We start from the raw sequence: 17,946 nt of genomic DNA, 5'->3' as shown, positions 1-17,946 counted from the left end.
GCCAAGACAACGATTCCGTGCACCCAGGGGCGAAGCACCGCTTCGCCCCTACCCCGCCAAAACCTCCGTCACTTTGCCGATATCTCCGCTTACTTTTTGCAGAAACGTGAGCTGCTCCAGCAGCAGCTTGTCGTCGGCGGCTTCGACGGAGATATTGGGCTCGGGAGCAGCCAGCTCCTCAACGGGCGCGGCGGTGGCGGGCGCAATGCGAGCCAGGCTTTTGCTGAGGGCCGCCACGGCGCTGGTGAGGGCGCGGCGGCTGTCGGGCGGGAAGGGCGGCACGGCGGGCGCGGCCTCGCGCAGGGTGCCGGTGAGGGCCGCGATGTTGGAGGAGAGAATGTGGTTCAGCACCACAAATTCGTGGGTTTCGGTGGGGCGGTGCTGCTTGCTTTTGGGCTCGGTGAGCATGCGCTGGAATGCCGCCGCGAGATTGGCCCCGCTCACGTACACGTTTTTGCGCAGCAAGCGGTAGTCGTTGGGCGTGAGGGGGCGGCCGGCGAGGCGGTCAGCCAGCTGGCGCAAGTAGGCGAGGTTGGCGCGCAGGGCGGCGGCCATGTAGTCGGTCAATTGCTCCGATTCCCAGCTGGGAAACAGCAAGTAACCCGCCGAAAACGCAATGGCGCAGCCCATGAGCGTATCGGTGATGCGCTCCTGCGCCACGCCCAGGTAGCTCAGCCCCAGAAACCGGAACATGATGAGCAGATAAGCCGTCAGAAACACCACCGTAACCAGGTACACGGTGCGCTGAAAGCTGTAGGCCACCACCATAAACACCACCAGCACGGCAAACCGGGCCTCGGGCCACGGCACGGCCCACAGCACGAGGCCACCCAGCGCCCCGCCCGCCAGCGTGCCGATGATGCGCTCGGTATTGCGCTGCCGCGTGAGGCTGAACCCGGGCTTGAGCATGATGGTCACCGTCATCAGAATCCAGTAGTTGTGCTGGCCGTGCCACAGGGTTTCGGCCACGGCATAGGCCACCAGGCAGGCCACGGTCATGCGCACGGCGTGGCGGAACACGGCCGATTTCATGGTAAAATTCTGGCTCAGGGCGCGCAGCTCGATTTCCTGGCGAGCCACAAACTGGGTATGGTCGGCGGCACGGCTGGCGGCGGGCGCGGCGGCCGAAAGGGCCTCATCAAAATAGCGACGGATGTTGCCCACGCGCTGGATGATGTCGCGCAGGTTCACCAGTATTTTCTTCAATACCAGCGCATTGGCACCGGAATCCGCATCGGTGTCGAGGGCACTGATGCGGGCCTGCAGGCGGTCCCACTCGGCCGTGAGCACGGGGCCGGTGCCGGGGTGCGCGTGGTTGGTCTGGATGGCCACGCCGAGGTGGTCCAATTCGGTGGCGACGTGCCGGATGAGCCGGGCCACGTCTTCCAGCACGCCGGTGTGGCCAAATGCTTCGCGCACGGCCGAGTAGTCGTAATACCCCACCGTGATGCGCTCGTACAGGTCCACCGTTTCCACGAAGGTGAGCACCAGGCGACGGCCGGTGCTGGTGGTTTCATTCACAATCTGGCGGGTGCGGAAGATGAGGTCGCGCACGGCTTCCTGCTTTTCATTCACCACCACTTGCTGGGCCACCAGCTGGCGGTAGTCCTCCTCCAGGGCCGTGGCGGGGTTGTAGAACTTGGCTTTGAGGTCCAGAAACCGCGCCAGGGCGTGAATACACTCACCCAGCGCCTGTTGGGCCGGGCGGTAGGGCCGCACCTGGTAGGCCACCAGGGCCAGCCCCGCGTACCAGATGCCGCCCAGCAGCAGCAGGCCCGCGTGGGCCGGCGCGGCGGCCAGGGCAGGTGGGTGGGCCAGCAGCAGCACCACGCTCAGCAAAGTAGCGGTGCCCACGGCCCCCGCACGCGCTCCCCAGACAAGCAGCATGGTCAACCCGAAACTCAGCGCCCCGATTTCGAGGGCCAGCGTCCAAACGTTGAGGGCGGCCGCGCCCGTGAGCAGGGCCGTGAGGCCCACCAGCACCAGGGCGGCCAGCATGCCGTTGCGGCGGTGCGCGGCCGGGCCGGGCGTGTCGGTCACGCTCACGCACACGGCCCCGGTCGCGATGCTCAGGCCCGCCTCGAAATGCCCCCACTGCCCCAGCAGCACCGCCGGCAACAGAATGGACACCGTGACCCGTACCCCATCGGAAAAATTCTGGCCGGAAAAGAAGTATCGGAGGCGGCGCGTCTGGTGGTTCATGCGGCGGGAGCGGGTAATACCGCAAGTAACGCGAAGAACGACCAAATGGGTTAGCAGGCCGGCGCGTGCACGCAGTATTTCGCGCTACAACTGCTGCAGCGACGGGCGTTCAGGCTCGTCGTAGGCCGTCGAGTCGCCGTCTTCATATACGACGCTTTCCAGGTCGTCGACGCAGGTTTCGAGCTCGGCTACTTCTTCTTCCTTGTCGGCCAGCTGCTGGCGCAGGCGGGCCAGCTCGCGGGTTTGCTGCTGCTGCCCGGCTTCGAGGCGGGCCAGGCGCTGCTGGTCGGCCTGGCATGCGGGCAGCGCAAGGGCCAACGCAGCCAACAGCGCGGCGCGGCGGCCGTGGGCCAAAGTCAATGGAAATTTCATTGCCCCAAAATTACGCCCCGCCGGGTGTAGCCCATTGGCTTTGGCCCACGGCCGCCCCCGCTCCATATAGACTAATACATCACATCATTCACCGCCTCGACTTTGGGCGGCAGCTCGGTTTCTTCGAGCAGCTCGCGCAGGTCGATTTCGATGCTGCGGCAGATGGCCGTCATTGGCACGTCGTAGATGTCATTTTCGAAGGGGTTTTCGCTGGTGTGGCCCGCCACTTCAATCACGTTAAATACCCACGATACGAGCACCGAAAACGGCACCATCAGCCAGACGTGGTACTGGCCCAGGGCCTGACGGCTATCAAACTCCTCCACCAAACCCAGCGGCAGAATGGCCGCGAACACCCACACAAACACAAAGCTGAAGTAGGCAAACTGGCGCGGAAACGGCGTATTCTTGATGCGCTCGCAGCCGCCCTGCGCGTTTAGCAGGTCCTGAATGGTCTGCATCATGGCCACCTGGCGGAACTCGGTGAGCAGGCCGCGCTTATAGAGCTCGCGCAGCTCCACGCTCTGGCGGCGCAGCAGGTGAGTGGGCGGGTTGCTGAGCATTTTGGCCATCTGGGCTTCGGCCGGGGGCAGGAACGGGGCTACTTCGGTGTCCCAGAGGGCGGCGGTCTGGCGGCGCAGGTGCAGGCACAGGGCGTTGCACCAGGCAATCTGGCGGTAGAGCAGGCGGCGGTGCAGCTCGGTGATGTAGCGCGGGTCGGGGCCCACGCCGTCGGGCATGGCCTGCACATAATCGAAGGAGCGGATGGCCCACACGCGGCTCGTGTTCACGATGCTGCCCCACAACTGCCGGCCTTCCCAGAACCGGTCGTAGGAGCCGTTGCTTTTGAAACCAATGTAGAAGGCCACCGCCGTACCGAGCAGCGCCACGGGCTGCCACGGAATATCGAGAACGTGCACGTTGAGTGGCCCGTAGAGCAGGCAAATCAGCGTGTTATAAACGGTAAAAATGAGCAGGCTGCGGCGTGTGAGCTGCCACACTACTTCCCAGCGGAGGTTTTTGCGAACGTACATGAGGGGGCAATAACTATTAATTTTCCCGGGGTGTTACGCCGCTGGCATTAAATCCCGATTAATTCCGCAGCGCGGCAATACACTTCAGCTCGATGGCGATGGGCGTGGGCAGGCAGTTTATTTCGAGGGTGGTACGGCAGGGCTGGGCCGTGGCGAAGTACTCAGCATAGAGGCGGTTATAGGTCGGGAAGTCGTCCCTCATATTGGTCAGGAACACGGTCACGTCCACCAAATCGTCCCACTCGGCCCCGGCTTCTTCCAGAATGTAGCGCACGTTCTGAAACACGGCGTGACACTGGCTCTCAAAGTCATAGCGCAGAATGTTGCCATCCTCGTCCACTTCCACTCCGGGAATGGCTTTCTGGCCGCGCTGGCGCGGGCCCACGCCGGACAGAAACAACAGGTTGCCCACGCGGCGGGTGTAGGGGTAGGCACCCACGGGCTCGGGGGCGCGGCTTTCGGTAGTCATAACGCTTCGCTTAATGAGGAATGAGAAGATGGTCAGCCCCAGCGGGGTCGTACCCGGAGGGCAACGTATCGGCAGCAATATCGGCCCAGATGGCACGTTGAGCCCCAGCGGGGTCGTACCCGGAGGGCGACACTCGTCGAACGAGTGCCGCCCAGATGGTACGACCCCGCTGGGGATTTGACGTTTTATCAAAGCGACCGATACTACCGACATACCGCACTCCGGGTACGACCCCGCTGGGGCTCCGTTTTTCGGTGTCGGGGTATGAGGTATTTCGCTTCAAAGTACATCATGCAACAGGGAAGGCGAAACCACGCGGGGCGCGGGCTGCCGTTCTTTGCAGAGCGCGCCAGCACTATCTTGGCAGGTATGGCCTTTGCGGTTCAACCGTCTTTTCTCATTACCCCTCCTCTGCTCCCTTTTCTACGCATGAAAACCTCGATGCTCCTGCTGCTTGGCGGCCTTAGTTTCTTCAGCCTGTCGGCCCACGCCCAGAAGCGCAAGATGCCACCCAAGCCCACGGCCAATGCCGTGTACGACTCGGTGCAGCAGCCCGCCGTGCCCCTGGGTGGCACCGAGCGCTACGCCCAGTTCCTAGCCGCGCACCAGAAATACCCCGCCACGGCCATGCAAAAAGGCATTCAGGGCACCGTGAAGGTGAGCTTTGTGGTGGAAAAAACCGGCACCGTGAATGAGGTGAAAGTCGAAACGCCCGTGGCCCCCGAACTTGATGCCGAAGCCATACGCCTCATCAAAAGCGGCCCAAAATGGACGCCCGCCAAGCACCGCAACCAGGTGGTGCGCCAGCGCGTGGTGGTGCCGGTATCGTTCGTGATGTCGCCGGGCAGCACCGTCACCATCGGCGGGCCGGCCAAGGAGCGGCCCATCACCACCTCCGCCGCCGACATTGCCGCCTCAGCCAATCCCGACCGCCCCGCCGTGGTGGCCCCCGACCGCCCCACCCAGCCCGTGGGCGGCAACCAGGCTTTTTTCGACTGGATTGAAAAAAATCAGCAGTACCCCGGCCTGGCCCGCAAACGCAATATTCAGGGCAAAGTCATGGTCGAATTTATGGTGCAACGCGATGGCAGTCTGACAGATGCTCGTGTTATTAAGAAGATGGGCTCCGGACTGGACGAAGAGGCTTTGCGGCTGATAAAGGCCGCCCCGAAATGGGAGCCAGCCATGTTTCAGGGCAAGCCCATGAAGCAAAAGATGGTGTTGCCGGTTCTATTCCAACTGTAAATTCAACCAAACGACAAACATCCCCTCCTTAAAATAAAAAGGAGGGGCGTTTTTTTAGTCTCTGCTGCCCCACCCATGCTCTCTTCCTGCTCCTTAGCTGCCTCAAAGTCGCCTGCCATCATCGTTCCGCCGGCCCAAATCTGGCCCTACCAGGTGCGCTACCGCGAGGGAGCCCAGGCGCTGGCCCAGGACTTGTTCGATGCCCTAGATGACGACCTGAAGCCGTTTGTGCTGCTGCTCGCCCTGCCCGCCGACGACACCCTGCCCGCCCGCTGCCTGGAGCCCGTCGACAGCGACCTGCCCGCCGCCGCATTTTCCGACGTGGTAGCGCGGGGCCGCGTGCGCCAGCTCACCACGCCCTGGCCCTTTCCCGACCGCGACGACGTGACGGCCGCCGCCATCCGGCGCAAGCACCAGGGCATCGGCATCCGCGATGCCGTGCAGGAAACCCTCAATGCCCTTGATGGGCAGGGCCAGTACCAGCACTTTGCCGGCTGGCCGGTAGAGATAAACGGATACTTTGTGACTACGGTGCTGCGCTTGCTGCGCAAGCCGCTGCGGGCCTACCCTTCACTGCAGCCCGCCCGCTACTACACCGATGGCAAGCCGCTGGCCCCGTCGCTGCTGCTGGCCGCCATGTACCGCTTCAACGAGGAAGGCGTGAAAGCCCTGAGCGAGCCCGAGCCGGGGGCCAGCATCTTCATGCGGCCCCGCGAAAGTGAGGAGCTACTGCGCGCCGCCGGCAAAACCTTCCTCGACACGCCCGCCCAGGCCCTGGGCCTCGACCCGGCTACTATCAAGCTGTTTGCCACCTGCAACACCATCAGCAGCCTGCGCTACGAGGGCGCCGAGGGCGTGGGCAACCTGCTGCTGGCCCGGCGCGGCCACCCCAACATCGAAGAGGTATTCGCCCTCACCTGCCCCACCGAGCTCACTGACTACCGCGCCGTGCGCAAGCTGCTGGAAATGGCCACGCCCGACGTGCACCTGCTCGCCGACGGCGAAAACGTGTACGCCCTGGGCCGCCAAATTGGCCACTACGATGCCGTGCGCGAGGATTTGTTCGTTATCAGCTTCGTGACGCACTACGCCTGGGAGCTTCAGCATGCCGGGCATATCCTCATGCGCTCGCACTACGGCCTGCCCGGCCTGCCGCGCCCGCGCCTCAGCCGGCCGGCCTTCCGCAAGGCCCTCAAGCGCACCTTCGCCCTCACCGACGCGCCCAAAGTAGAACGCCTCTGGGACGTGGTGCTCGAAGCCAGCCGCCAGAAGCACGGCACACTCCTGGTCATCACCACCGAGGCCCTGGCCGAAGCCGACCGCCTCAAGCTACAATGCATGCTCATCGAGCCCGTGCCGCTCACGCCGCTCATCACCCGCCTCGTCACCAGCATCGACGGCGCGGTGCTCCTCGACCCCGAGGGCTACTGCTATTCCATTGGGGTCATTCTCGACGGCCGCGCCTCGGGCCGGGGCGACGGTACGCGGGGCGCGCGCTACAACTCGGCCCTTCGCTACGTGGAAAGCTCCGACTATCCCTGCATCGCCATCGTGGTGAGCGAGGACGGAATGGTGGACGTGATTACTTCGGTGAAGGAATAAGAAAACAACACCCGTCGGGCGATATTCTTACGACAACTTACGTAACTTTATTGCCTCCTGCCCCCAAACTCACCAGGCACTTTTCCCTAGCCTTTCATATCCGATGACTGCCGACGACCGCCTCAATCAACTCGAACCGCTGCTTTCCGAAACGATGAGCATCCTGGACAGGCACACTGCTCAGCTCAAGCAATTGAGCTTTGCCATAAGCCAGGTAAGCACGGCAGTCGTTCAGCAAGGCGAAAACATCAGTTTCTTATTGCGTGAGCAACTGACGATGAAAGCGCAGCAGAATGACCTGAAAACCCAGCAGGATGTGATGAAAACCCAGCAGGACGTGATGAAAACCCAACTAGATGGGGTAGAAACCCAGCTGGATGGAGTAACTGGTAAGCTCGACCACATTCTGCAATTGCTGCAGAAGCCGGGCCAATAACCCGCCTACCGCTTTGCCCGAAACGACCAGGTGAGCTTGAACACCGCCACCACGTCGCCAGCCTCGTCTACGCCAGTGCTGGTACAGACTACGGTGCGGCCCTCGCCGGTGGCACGGCTCTCGGCCACGGCCTGAGCAATGAGCGGGCCATCAGGGCAGGTGAAGGCAATGAGGCCCACGGCTTTCTTCGTGAAGTCGCCCTGAATGCTTGTCACCAGCATCGAAACCGGCCCGCCCGCCTGCACCTGCATCATGCCCTGGATGCCGCTGGCAAACTCCCCTGCCATGGCCAGGCAGGCGAAATAGAGACTACGGAACGGATTCTGGGTGAGGAATTTGTAGCGAATGGTGACCGTGGCCGTTTCTGGCGTGAGCTGCGTGAGACGCAGGCCCGCCAGCCACGCCATGGGCAGCTTGCGCATCATGAACAGCCGCAGCTTCGTGGGGCTTAGCACCTGGCGGCGAAAGGCGGCGGCTTGCGGGGTATCGGTGGCAGTAGTCATGGGGCGAAGGTACGTTTTCGGGCCGTTGCTATTGCCCCGGCCGGCCAGAATATCGGCTAGTATTTGCGTGCTTTATCTTTTGCATCGGCCGGACTGGGAGCCGACCGCACCACCAGCTCCTGGTAGCCAAACGTGTCGTCCTTTTCGCGCCGGAACTCCAGCTGCGGCAGCTCGCCCAGCACAATTTCGGCGGTGGTGTACACCCGGCAGCCATCCAGCAAATGCCCGCCGATGGTGCGGCCCGTGCTGTCCGAAACCGCCAGGTGCAAATGCGAGCCATTGGCAGAAAGCGTACCCACCAGCGACACAATCTCAAAATGGCCTTTGTACACGCTGGGTCCTTCCTGGTTGGCCAGCCGCAGCGTGGCCACCGTGAGGCTGCCCACGCAGGTAATCATCGTGCCGGCCAGAATATGATTTTGCTGCGCGAAGGCCGTGAGCTGCTGGCGCAAATCATCGCCGGGGCGCAGGCGCAGGGCGTAGGTTTTGAGGGCGGAGGATTGGGCGGCGGGAAGCACGGGGCTGACAGATTGGGCCAGCGCGGGGCCGGCTGACAGAAGCAGGAGCAGAAGTCGTGGAAACATCGCCCAAAGAACGGCATACCCGGCTTACCAAAGCCTGCCGGACATGTTGGTTTCTGGTTACTGATTTCTGGTTGCTTGACGAATCAGAAACGAGCAAAAAAAAGCCTCCCGGTAAACTACCGGGAGGCTTTCCAAACACCGCGATGGCGGGGCTATTCCTTCACCACTTTCAGGTGCTGCACGGGCTGGCCGGGCACGGCCAGGTGCACGAAGTACACGCCGCTGGCCAACGGGGCCAGGTCGGGCAGCTCCAGCTGGCTGGTGCCGGCCGGCAGGGCAGGCGTGCGCTGCGTGAGCAGGCTGCGCCCGGCGGCATCGGTCAGGCTCAGTAGTGCCGGGGCGGCCACCAGGCCGGCGGGCAGCTCCACGGTCAGCGTCAGGCGCTCACGGAAGGGGTTGGGCGCGGCCGTGAAGGACCGGGCATCCTTGCCTTCGAAGCGCAGGATGCGGACCGGCGAGAAAGTAGCCGTACCGTCGAGGTCGAGCTGGCGCAGGCGGTAGTAGCGCAGGCCGGCTTTGCTGGCCTCCCGGTCGAGGTAGGCGTACTCGCGCGGGCTGGTGCTGGCCGCCGTGGGGCTGGCCACGAAACTCAGCACGCGGTAGCTGCGGCCGTCGGTGCTCACCTGCACCTCGAAGCCCCGGCTGTTTTTCTCACTGGCCGTGTTCCAGGCCAGAGCGGCATCGCTGCCAGCGCGGGTGGCCTCAAAGCGGGTCAGCTCCACGGGCAGCGGCGCGGCCTGATCGGTGATGGCAAGCAGGCCGAAGGCCGTCAGGTTCGCGGCGGCGTTCAGCGTGCGAGCGCCCGTATTCACCACCGTGCTGAAGTAGGTACCGTAACCGGTGGCTGTTTGCTGGGCAACTTTCTGGGCATTTTCCGAGGGAATGGTGCCGAGCAGGGCCGGGTCGTAGCTCAGGGTGGGCACGTAGCTGAAGCCGGTGCCATCGCCCGAGTCACTGAAGGTGAAGTAGGCGTTGTAGAACCGCGCCCCGGCTACGTAGGGAGCCGGCGGGTTGGTACCGGAGTAGTAGCGGGCCGTGAGCGTGGCGGGCAGCGTGCCGGTGTTGCCGTAGGTGAGGCTGGCTATCGTCCGGCCGTTGAAGCTGAACGTCTGGGTACCGCCCAGTGCATAAGTGCCGGTTGCTTCCAGGGGGTTGGGCGCAACCGTGGGGGTCACTTCGTAAGCGCCCAGGTCGGGAGCCCCGGCGGCGGCCGTCGTCGAGCGCGTAGCGCCGTTCAGGTCCTGCGTCACGCTGGCAATCTGCACACCCGTACCATTCACACTGTAGCTGCTGGGGCTGGCGGGGTTAGGCGTGAGGTCGGTAGCCGAGGTGAAGCCGGCCGTATTGAGCCCGGAAGTCATCATCGAGCTCCGGTCCTGCCCGGTGGCGGTTTGCCAGGTAGCCAGGGTGGCATAGTCAGCGCCCGTCAGGCGGCCCACAAACTGCGGTGCCACGGCCGCGATGCGGGAAGCAGCCCCCGAGCGCAGGTCGTACAGGTTGTAGTCGATGGTCGTGAACGGGTTGCCGGTGGGGGCCTGCGCGTACACCGCGTAGTTAGTACCCGTACCCGTCGCATCGGGGTCCGAAGTTGTCTGGACGTTGCTCAGTACGTTGTTCCGCAGGTCGATGCCCGTCACGGCCGTCGCCACGAATACCGGGGCCGATACCTTGTTGGTATAGGTGTTATCGGGCCTGTCGCCGCTCATCTGCACCGAGTTGTTGTACACATTATAGCCCGTGCCGCTGATGAATCCCATGCCCGCGATGATGTAGTTCAGGCTGTTGCTCGGGTTGTCGCCGTCGCTCAGAGTACCGCTCACAGCGTTGTTACGCAGCGTGATGTTGGCCGTGCCCGTGCCGGGGTCCAGCGAGATGCCCCGCGCCCCGTAGCCACCAGTAGTGGAGTTGTAAGTACCACGCACCGTATTACGGTTCACCAATGCCCCGGCCGTGCCGGTACTCAACGCAATGCCCCGTAAGCTTCCGCTCAGCGCGGCGGTTACGTTCTGCACCGTGTTGTGCGTTATCTGCACGCCGGGAGTCTGCACCGTGAAGATGCCCGTGCCCGTCACGTTGCTGGCCGCCGTGCTGGTAGCCAAGCCCACCACGTTGTCCACAATGAGCAGGTTATCGTAGGCCTCCGTGCTGGTTGCCTCCGCATCAATACCCACCGTCACCTTGCTGATGGCGTTGTTCTGAAGGGTATTGTTGTCGTTGTTCTGGCCAGCCGCCGTCACAGTAGTACCCGCCAGGGCAATGCCGCGCGACACGCTCAGGGTCGAGGTCGAGGTGGTGTTGCTGCCGCCGGTTAGGTTCAGGTTTTTCACCACGTCGAAGGTGGCCCCGTCGGTGGCGCTCACACTGGCCAGCCATATCACAACGGCACTGGTGCCCGTGCTGGTGTTGGTCACGCTCAAATCGCGGGTGGTACCACCGGTGGTATTCGAACCATCGATGGTCACGTAGTCAGCCCCGTTCAGTTTGAGGATGGCCGTAGTGCTGCTGCCCGAGATGATGGGGCTCACACCCGAAGCCGGCTTAATGGTCACCGTGTTGGTAGTGCTGCCGCCCAGCACGGTATTCACCGTGATGGGGAATGTTTCGGCCGTGGTGTAGGAAGCATCCGTGAGCGAGAACGTGACAGCCCCGGCCACGCCGGCCGAGTTCAGCGTGTTCACAGCACTGGTCAGGGTTGTGAACTGCTGGCCCGCGCCCACGGTGTAGGTGCCGATAAGAGCCGGCACCACCGTGCGGGTAAACGAGTCGTTGGCCGTGTTGATGTCGGTACTGCCGTTGGGCTGGCTCGTGGTGGCCACGATGACGAATGAGGGCCCACCCACCGAGAAGTCGAACGTGCCGAGCACCAGGTCCGTCGACGTAGCGCCGGGGGCCAGGTTCAGCGGCGTACCAGTACCGAAGGTGACCGGCGTCTGCGCCACGCCGTTGACGGTGTAGCTTACCGTCACCGTATTCAGCACGGCCCCGCCAAAGTTTTTCACCTGCACAGCGATGTTTTGCACGCTGGGGTTGAAAGGGGCAATGGGCTGGGTAATGGCGACTACGCCCGCGTCATTGGTGGGGGGAGGCGTGAACTCCAAGGCACCGATATCGGGCGGCGAAGTGCGCGTCGTACCAGCGTAGTCCAGCGTGATGCCGGCCAGCGTAACACCCGCCGCGTTGAGGAATGGCGCGGTCGGTGTCAGGTTGAAAGGCACCGTGCTGGTCTGCGTGAACTGCGGGTCCACCTGGAGCGAATGGGCCTCTTGCCCCGAAGCCGTCTGCCAGTTGGCCAGCGTGGTGTAAGGGGTGCTGTTGAAATAGGCTGTTCTAAACGTCGCGCTGCCGGTACCGTTCAGAAAATAGTCGTTGTAGTCGAACGTGGCTCCCGTCAGACTGGTGGCCGTGGTGTAAAAGCCGTAGTAGGTGGCGGTGGTCGACACGTTGGCCGTGAGGGCGAAGATGTTGTTGCGCACATCCAGCGCCGACGTGGCCGTGGAATTGTTCGTATCGCCGTTTGACAAAGCCGCCGACATGCCGGTGCCCGCCGTCTGGGCCACGTTCATCAGCAACGTGTTGAAGTAAATCTTGTCGCCATAGCCGCCGTTGCAGGCAATACCTATCGCGTTGGGGAACGAACCAGTGGAAGACACCGGAGCCGAGATGTTGTAGACGATGTTGTTGCTAATTTGGTTGGCGCTGGCATTGCCCGTCGTCGTATGCGTGGCATTAGCCACTTCAATACCGATGCCAGGGTAGCCCGAAGAAGTAGTGCCCGACTGCACGTCGTGAATCAAGTTGCGGTCAATAATTGCTCCTTTCACGGTTTGCAGGTTCAGCCCGAAGTGGTAAGCAGCCACCGTGTTGGTGACGTTCTGAACCTCGTTGCTCTGCACCGTGAGGCCCTGTTGGTAAACGGCGCGCAGGCCTTCCAGGCCAAAGCCGTTGCTGGTGCCGCTCTGCCCAATCTGGTTACCGCTGAACGTATTGTTCTGGTCCAGCACCGTGGTCGATACCCCGAACACGAACACCCCGTAATAGCCTTTCGAGATGACGTTGTTGGTGAACGTATTGTTGGAGTTGGCCGCAGGGGTGGCGGTGGTAGTGCCGGGGGTAGTGCTGGTGCTGCCCACAAACACCGTGAACTGCGGGAAGCCCGTGCCCGAGTTGCCGGTAATGAGCGTGTTCTTTACCGTGTTGAAGCTGGAGCCGGCCGAAGCCGAGGCGGCCGCCACCCACAGCACCGCATTGCCCGAGCCCGTGGCGCTGGTGTTGGTCAGCGTCAGGTTCTGGCTGGTGGTGCCATTGTTCGAGCCGTCGATGGTCACGTACTGCACGCCGTTGAGCTTGAGGATGGCCCCCGTCGCTACGCTGCCCGTAATGGTTGAGCTGATGCCCACAGCCGGCTTAATGGTGAGCGTGTTGGTGCTGCTGTTGCCGGGATACTGGTTGATGGTGATGCCACTGGTGGCCGGGTAAGTGGCATCCGTCAGCGTGAAGGTCACGGCGCAAGAGGCCCCACCAGCGTTCAGGGCAGTGACGGCCGCGTCCAGCGTAGTGAACTGCTGGCCTGTGCCCACGGTGTAGGTGCCACACAGGGCCGGGGTCACGGTGCGGGTGAAGGAGTCGTTGGCCGTGTTGGTGTCGGTGTTGCCGTTGGGCAGGCTGGTGGTGGCCACGATGGTGAACGAAGGGCCGCCCACCGAGAAGTCGAATGTGCCGAGCACCAGGTCCGCCGACGTAGCGCCGGGAGCCAGGTTCAGGCCCGTGAGGTTCTGCGGGGTTTGGGCCACGCCGTTCACCGTATAGCTTACCGTCACCGTGTTCAGGGTAGCCACGCCGAAGTTTTTCACTTGCACCGCGATGTTCTGCACCGACGCGCTGAACGGCGCAACCGGCTGGGTGATGGCCACGACGCCCGCGTCATCCGTGGGGGGCGTGAACTCGTCGGCCCCGATGTCGGGCGTGGTCGCGTCGCGGGTCTGTCCGTCAAAGTCGGTCGTGATGCCCGCGATGGGCGCGCCGGCCGCATTCAGGGCCGTGGAGCTGGTGTGCAGGTCGTTGGCCGCCGTGAAGGCCGGAGCGGCGGGGATGGAAGCCCCATCCTGGGTGGTGGCGGTTCTCAGCGCCAGCATGGTGGTGCCGTTAGTACCGTTTATGCGGAAGATGACCGGGTCCGTGGCCTGGGTACCGGAAGAATAGTAGTCGTTGTTATTAATCACTGTGTAGGCCGTGGCCGGGGCGTTGCTGAACAGCGAGAAAGGCAGCGAACCCGTAGTCGAGCCCACCAGCGAATTGGCCAGCACGTTGTTCTGCACCGTCAGGCCCGTCGAGCCGGTTTCCACAGCCAGCGCCGCCGTGTTTACGGCGCTGCTATAGGTCGAGGTGCCGTACATATTCACCGAGTTGTACACCAGGCTGATGCCGCTCTGCGTCCCGCTCAGGTAGATACCTGCGCTGGAGCTGTTGGTGAAGCCACTGAAGTTCGAGCCGTTGATGTCCGACACCATGTTGTTCGACAGCACGTCGCCGGTGCTGGCCGCACCCGTGTTCACGTAGAGGCCGTAGCCGCCGTAGCCGCCGGTGTTGGTGGTTTTAATGTTCGTAACCAGGTTGGCGTTCACCGTGGCCGAGGTCACGGCCGTGCCCACCCGGATGCCGGACAGTGGCGAAGTATTGAGGCTGCTGCCCGAAGTCAGCAGGTCGCGCACGGTGTTGTTGGCCACCGTGGCCGTGGTAATGTTGCTGGTCAGGTCAATGCCAATCAGCGTGGAAGCGCTGATGAGTGCCGTGCCGGTGGTCGAGTTGGCCCCGGCCGCGACAATTACGGGGTTGCGCACCACGTTGCCCGTTACGGTCAGCATGTTCTGGTTCGAGGCCGCGATGCCCAGGGCCGTGGCACCGCCGAAGCCGGCGGCGGCTGTGGTGGAGCCAATCTGGTTGCCCGTGATGCTGGTGTTAGCGTCACGCACCGTGTTCGACAGGCCCACGACCGAAATGCCGGTCTGGACCTTGGTAATGGCATTGTTCTGGAACGTATTGTTGCTGGCCCCCGTGGTGGCCGGCGAGGCCACCGCCATTTGGATGCCGTAGCCGGTGGTGAATGTGGTGGCGGAGGCCGCACCGGTCAGCACCATGTTTTTCACCGTGTTGTTGGCCGGGGCCAGACCCGCAGTGTTGCTGATGAGCTGCACCAGTTGGGTGCCGGTGCCGGTGTTGGTGTTGGTAATGGTCCAATTCTGCGAAGTGGTACCGGCATTCGAGCCATCCAGCGTGACGTACTGTGCCCCGTTGAATTGCAGCATTGCCCCCGAAGCCACGCTGCCGGACAGCACGGGGCTGATGCCCGACCCTGGCTTGATGGTGAGCGTGTTGGTGGAGCTGGCACTGGCCACCGCGTTGAGCACAATCGGGAAGGTTTCGCTGCCGCTGTATGTGGCATCAAGCAGCACGAAGCTCACCGCGCTGCTCACCCCCAGGGTGCTGTAGGCGTTGGCCGCCGCCGTGAGGGTCGGGAACTCTTTGGCCGGGTTGGGCGAGCTGCCCACGGTGGCCGTCACGTAGTACGTGCCGCTGAGTGGCCCTATGATGGTGCGGGACCCGGCAGGTCCGCTCAACGTGGCCGAATACGTGGCACTCGAAATGGTTACGCCGTTGGCCGCCACGGTCGAACTCACCGTATTGCCCGGCGTGGCTGTGGATGTGATGTCGTAGGTTAGCCAGAAGTAGTTATTGCCCGAGGCCAGCGTGGCCGGCGTGGTCAGCGTCAGGGTGTAGGTGGCGGCAATGGTACTGGTGCTGGGCAGCAGCATAGCCGAGGCCAGCATAAAGGTGCTGCCGCTGGTCGAGTACAGCTTGGCGTTGGTAATGTCGGCCACGCTGGTGCTGCCCAGGTTAAATGTGATACTGCTCAATGTGAGTGGGTTAAGACTACCCGTCGTCGCCACGTTCACGCCCGTTACCTGCTGGTTGGTGGCACTCTGGCCAGTATTAGTCGCGTTCTGAGTGTAGGTGATGCCCGACACGGTCATGTTGGCGGCCGGCGTGAAGGTGCCTTCATCAGCCCCGATGTCGGGCGTGGTGGCGTTGCGCGTGTCGCCGTCGTAGTCGGTGGTAATGCCGCTGACGGGCTTACCCCCACTCTCAACCTGCGTGGGCGAACCCGTGGCAATGTGCAGGAAGGTAGATGCCGAGCCAGTGGTGCTGGCAAAGGGCGAGTTCTCCGATACCGAGGCCTGGTCGCGGGTAGCCATGAAGGTCTTGTAGGCCGCGAACGTAGGATAAGTAGTGGCGCCGTCGTAGTAGATGGGCCGCGTAGCCGAAGGCGAGGACGCGGTGTAGAACAGGTTGTTGTTCGACGAGGCGCTGTAGGTGGTCAGCGTGGTGCTGCTGCGCTGGTAGGCTGACGCGATGCCAGCCCCGGTGGGTGTCGTGGCGTTCACCACGATGTTGTCGGTTAGGGTGAGAGTGGGCGTGGTGCTGGCGTAGATGCCCGCGCTGTTGCCGGCCGCCGTGTTGGTGGCGCTCAGGTACACCGTGTTGTAGTAGAGGGTAACGGTGGTGGCCCCGCCAACCCCAATCCCGGCCGCCGCCGTGCCGCTGGTCGAAGCGGTGGCGCTGACGTTGCCAATCAGGTTATTGTAAGCGTTGAGCGTAGTGCCTGATGATAAGTTCAGCCCGTAGGCCAACCCGGTAGCGCCCGACGTGGAGATGCTGTATATTTTGTTGGTGTAGCAGTTCAGGGGGCTGGCACCGCTGCCAATGTACATGCCAGCAACCGTGGACGAAGCCCCCGAAGAAGAGACGTTGCCCACGGTGTTGCCAAACACGTTGCCGCCCACAAATGCAATGCCTGTATATATCCCATACACCGTGCCCCCACCGCTCAGGTTGGTAACGGTGTTGCCCGAAATCACCGAGCCGTTAAATCCGTACGCACCGTATATGCCAGCGGTGGTGCCGGAGCCACTCGTGATGTTATTCAGAGTATTGTTGGTGATGTTCTGTAGCTGCGACGATGAGGTCAGCACGTTGAACCCGTAGAACGTGGTGCTGCCCGCCAACGTAATGTTGGAGAAGGTATTACCGCTAAAGTTGTGCGTACCCGTGGGGCTGCTGACGTTGTAGTAGCCGTACACCGTGCCGCTGGCCGCCGTGCGGTTCAGCGTCCACTGGTTGTTCTGGAAGTTAATGGCTCCCGTATTACTGTTCGAATTATAAAGAAATGCCAAATTCCCTATGCTGGCTACGCTATTGCCTGCATTCAGGAAGGTATTGCCATTCACCGTCAACGCTCCCGACAACACCGCACTGCTGTACACCGCGTAGTAAGTATGAGTACTGCCCGCGCTCACGAAGGTGAAGATGTTGTTGCTGATACTCACGGCTCCCGTGCCACTGGTGGCGTTGGCAATGCCATACACCGAGCTGCTTACCGCCGATTGCGACAATGCCACCGTATTATTGGTAGTGGTCGAGTTAGCATTGACGCTACTCGCCAATTGAATGCCGTACAACGTATTGGCGCTGGCCACTCCACCGCCAGCGGTATTGTTGATGTTGTTGTAGCTGGTCGTAACCCCGTTTTGGTAATACAGCCGGATGCCATAGGCATTGTTGGCAGTTCCTCCGAAATTCTGCACCGTATTGCCCAAGCCGCTGCTGTTGCCGCCCACTGCGTTATTTTGGTCGTAGTTAGTATAGGGCGAGGCATCGGTCAAGCCCAGCAGGTAAATGCCGGTGTTCACGTTGGTAAGCGTGTTGCTTGTAAACACGTTGTTAGAGCTCTGCCCCGCCGCAGTGGCGCTGGCAGGGCTTAGGGCCGTGAAGGGGGCGGTGGCCGTGCCCGAGGCGCTGCAAATACCGGCTGGCGTGTAGTTGGTGGTGTTCACCAGCGCCCGTTGCAGCGTTACGGTGCAGTTAGTAATCGTGTTGTTGTTGGCCCCGTTGAGGGTGGCACCAGTACCGGTGCGCCCCAGCAGGTAGCCTATCTCCATTGCCGTTGTGGCGGTGGTGTTCGTAGTTGGGTCGGTCAGATTGATACCATTGAAGGTCACATAGTCCGAGCCGGCCAGCGAAATAATGGCATCGCTGGTTGTACTACCGCCCACGCCGGCCGTGATTATCGGGTTGGCCCCACTGCCCGACTTCTGAAATACAATCGGGTTGGCACTCGTGCCGGTAGCCGTAATAGCCCCCGCTGTAGGGCTGGCAAACGTTTCGGTATAGCCCGCCGGTACATTGAAGGTAACACCACCGCTGCCCACGCCCTGCCCATTAAGCGCCGTAATAGCCGCCGCCAACGTAACGTAATCGGTACCAATATTTTTGGGGCCCGTGAGCTGCGCCCAGGCCTGCCCGGAACTCAATAGCAGCAATAGCGCCAGGCAAAGCCCGACCAGCCAACTGCCCCGTGAAGGAAGTAGTAAATTTTTTATCATGCTGTAAAAAAAAGGGGGGGGGGGGTAAAGAAGCGGAAGAATCCAAAAATGCCAAATCAGGC

10 protein-coding genes are annotated in these 17,946 nt (G+C 62.4%); 3 read left to right on the top strand and 7 right to left on the bottom strand.

Annotation, left to right across the window (positions count from 1 at the left end):
- Positions 1-48: 48 nt before the first annotated feature.
- The 4 genes from KQ661_RS07100 to KQ661_RS07085 all read right to left on the bottom strand — a co-directional run bounded on the left by KQ661_RS07100 (position 49) and on the right by KQ661_RS07085 (position 4,077).
- Positions 49-2,202 (bottom strand): FUSC family membrane protein, encoded by a 2,154-nt coding sequence (locus KQ661_RS07100; protein ID WP_216686006.1) that lies wholly within the window; start codon positions 2,200-2,202, stop codon positions 49-51.
- Positions 2,203-2,286: 84 nt separating this feature from the next.
- Positions 2,287-2,574: a hypothetical protein gene (locus KQ661_RS07095; RefSeq protein ID WP_216686005.1), complete on the bottom strand. Its 288-nt coding sequence runs from the start codon at positions 2,572-2,574 to the stop codon at positions 2,287-2,289.
- A 71-nt stretch (positions 2,575-2,645) separates the two neighbouring features.
- A complete protein-coding gene (locus KQ661_RS07090; RefSeq protein ID WP_216686004.1) occupies positions 2,646-3,608 on the bottom strand; it encodes a bestrophin family protein in 963 nt (320 codons plus the stop codon).
- A gap of 58 nt (positions 3,609-3,666) precedes the next feature.
- Positions 3,667-4,077 carry a RidA family protein gene (locus KQ661_RS07085; protein ID WP_216679977.1) on the bottom strand — a complete coding sequence of 137 codons (411 nt, stop codon included), beginning with the start codon at positions 4,075-4,077 and terminating at the stop codon, positions 3,667-3,669.
- A 429-nt stretch (positions 4,078-4,506) separates the two neighbouring features.
- Between KQ661_RS07085 and KQ661_RS07080 the strand changes: the two genes are divergently transcribed.
- The 3 genes from KQ661_RS07080 to KQ661_RS07070 all read left to right on the top strand — a co-directional run bounded on the left by KQ661_RS07080 (position 4,507) and on the right by KQ661_RS07070 (position 7,360).
- Positions 4,507-5,322, top strand: coding sequence for an energy transducer TonB (locus KQ661_RS07080; RefSeq protein ID WP_216679976.1), 816 nt, complete (start codon positions 4,507-4,509; stop codon positions 5,320-5,322).
- Between the two features lie 75 nt (positions 5,323-5,397).
- Positions 5,398-6,924, top strand: coding sequence for a DNA integrity scanning protein DisA nucleotide-binding domain protein (locus KQ661_RS07075; protein WP_216679975.1), 1,527 nt, complete (start codon positions 5,398-5,400; stop codon positions 6,922-6,924).
- A gap of 103 nt (positions 6,925-7,027) precedes the next feature.
- Complete coding sequence (locus tag KQ661_RS07070) at positions 7,028-7,360, top strand: hypothetical protein (protein WP_216679974.1); 333 nt, start codon at positions 7,028-7,030, stop codon at positions 7,358-7,360.
- Between the two features lie 5 nt (positions 7,361-7,365).
- On the opposite strand, the gene KQ661_RS07065 is transcribed toward KQ661_RS07070, so the two are convergent.
- The 3 genes from KQ661_RS07065 to KQ661_RS07055 form a co-directional block, all read right to left on the bottom strand.
- Positions 7,366-7,863 carry a PaaI family thioesterase gene (locus tag KQ661_RS07065; protein WP_226915749.1) on the bottom strand — a complete coding sequence of 166 codons (498 nt, stop codon included), beginning with the start codon at positions 7,861-7,863 and terminating at the stop codon, positions 7,366-7,368.
- 56 nt (positions 7,864-7,919) lie between these two features.
- Positions 7,920-8,447: a PPC domain-containing DNA-binding protein gene (locus KQ661_RS07060; RefSeq protein WP_216686003.1), complete on the bottom strand. Its 528-nt coding sequence runs from the start codon at positions 8,445-8,447 to the stop codon at positions 7,920-7,922.
- A 152-nt stretch (positions 8,448-8,599) separates the two neighbouring features.
- Positions 8,600-17,884, bottom strand: coding sequence for a beta strand repeat-containing protein (locus tag KQ661_RS07055; protein ID WP_216686002.1), 9,285 nt, complete (start codon positions 17,882-17,884; stop codon positions 8,600-8,602).
- Positions 17,885-17,946: the final 62 nt, after the last annotated feature.

It is taken from the genome of Hymenobacter siberiensis, from assembly GCF_018967845.1.
In the GTDB taxonomy this organism is placed as follows: Bacteria; Bacteroidota; Bacteroidia; order Cytophagales; family Hymenobacteraceae; genus Hymenobacter; species Hymenobacter siberiensis.
This window is presented reverse-complemented; position numbering and strand designations above follow the sequence as displayed.

Coding starts and splice junctions, on each gene's coding strand:
- KQ661_RS07060 (WP_216686003.1), bottom strand. CDS start 8,447: ATGTTTCCACGACTTCTGCTCCTGCTTCTGTCAGCCGGCCCCGCGCTG.
- KQ661_RS07085 (WP_216679977.1), bottom strand. CDS start 4,077: ATGACTACCGAAAGCCGCGCCCCCGAGCCCGTGGGTGCCTACCCCTAC.
- KQ661_RS07090 (WP_216686004.1), bottom strand. CDS start 3,608: ATGTACGTTCGCAAAAACCTCCGCTGGGAAGTAGTGTGGCAGCTCACA.
- KQ661_RS07065 (WP_226915749.1), bottom strand. CDS start 7,863: ATGACTACTGCCACCGATACCCCGCAAGCCGCCGCCTTTCGCCGCCAG.
- KQ661_RS07095 (WP_216686005.1), bottom strand. CDS start 2,574: ATGAAATTTCCATTGACTTTGGCCCACGGCCGCCGCGCCGCGCTGTTG.
- KQ661_RS07075 (WP_216679975.1), top strand. CDS start 5,398: ATGCTCTCTTCCTGCTCCTTAGCTGCCTCAAAGTCGCCTGCCATCATC.
- KQ661_RS07080 (WP_216679976.1), top strand. CDS start 4,507: ATGAAAACCTCGATGCTCCTGCTGCTTGGCGGCCTTAGTTTCTTCAGC.
- KQ661_RS07070 (WP_216679974.1), top strand. CDS start 7,028: ATGACTGCCGACGACCGCCTCAATCAACTCGAACCGCTGCTTTCCGAA.
- KQ661_RS07055 (WP_216686002.1), bottom strand. CDS start 17,884: ATGATAAAAAATTTACTACTTCCTTCACGGGGCAGTTGGCTGGTCGGG.
- KQ661_RS07100 (WP_216686006.1), bottom strand. CDS start 2,202: ATGAACCACCAGACGCGCCGCCTCCGATACTTCTTTTCCGGCCAGAAT.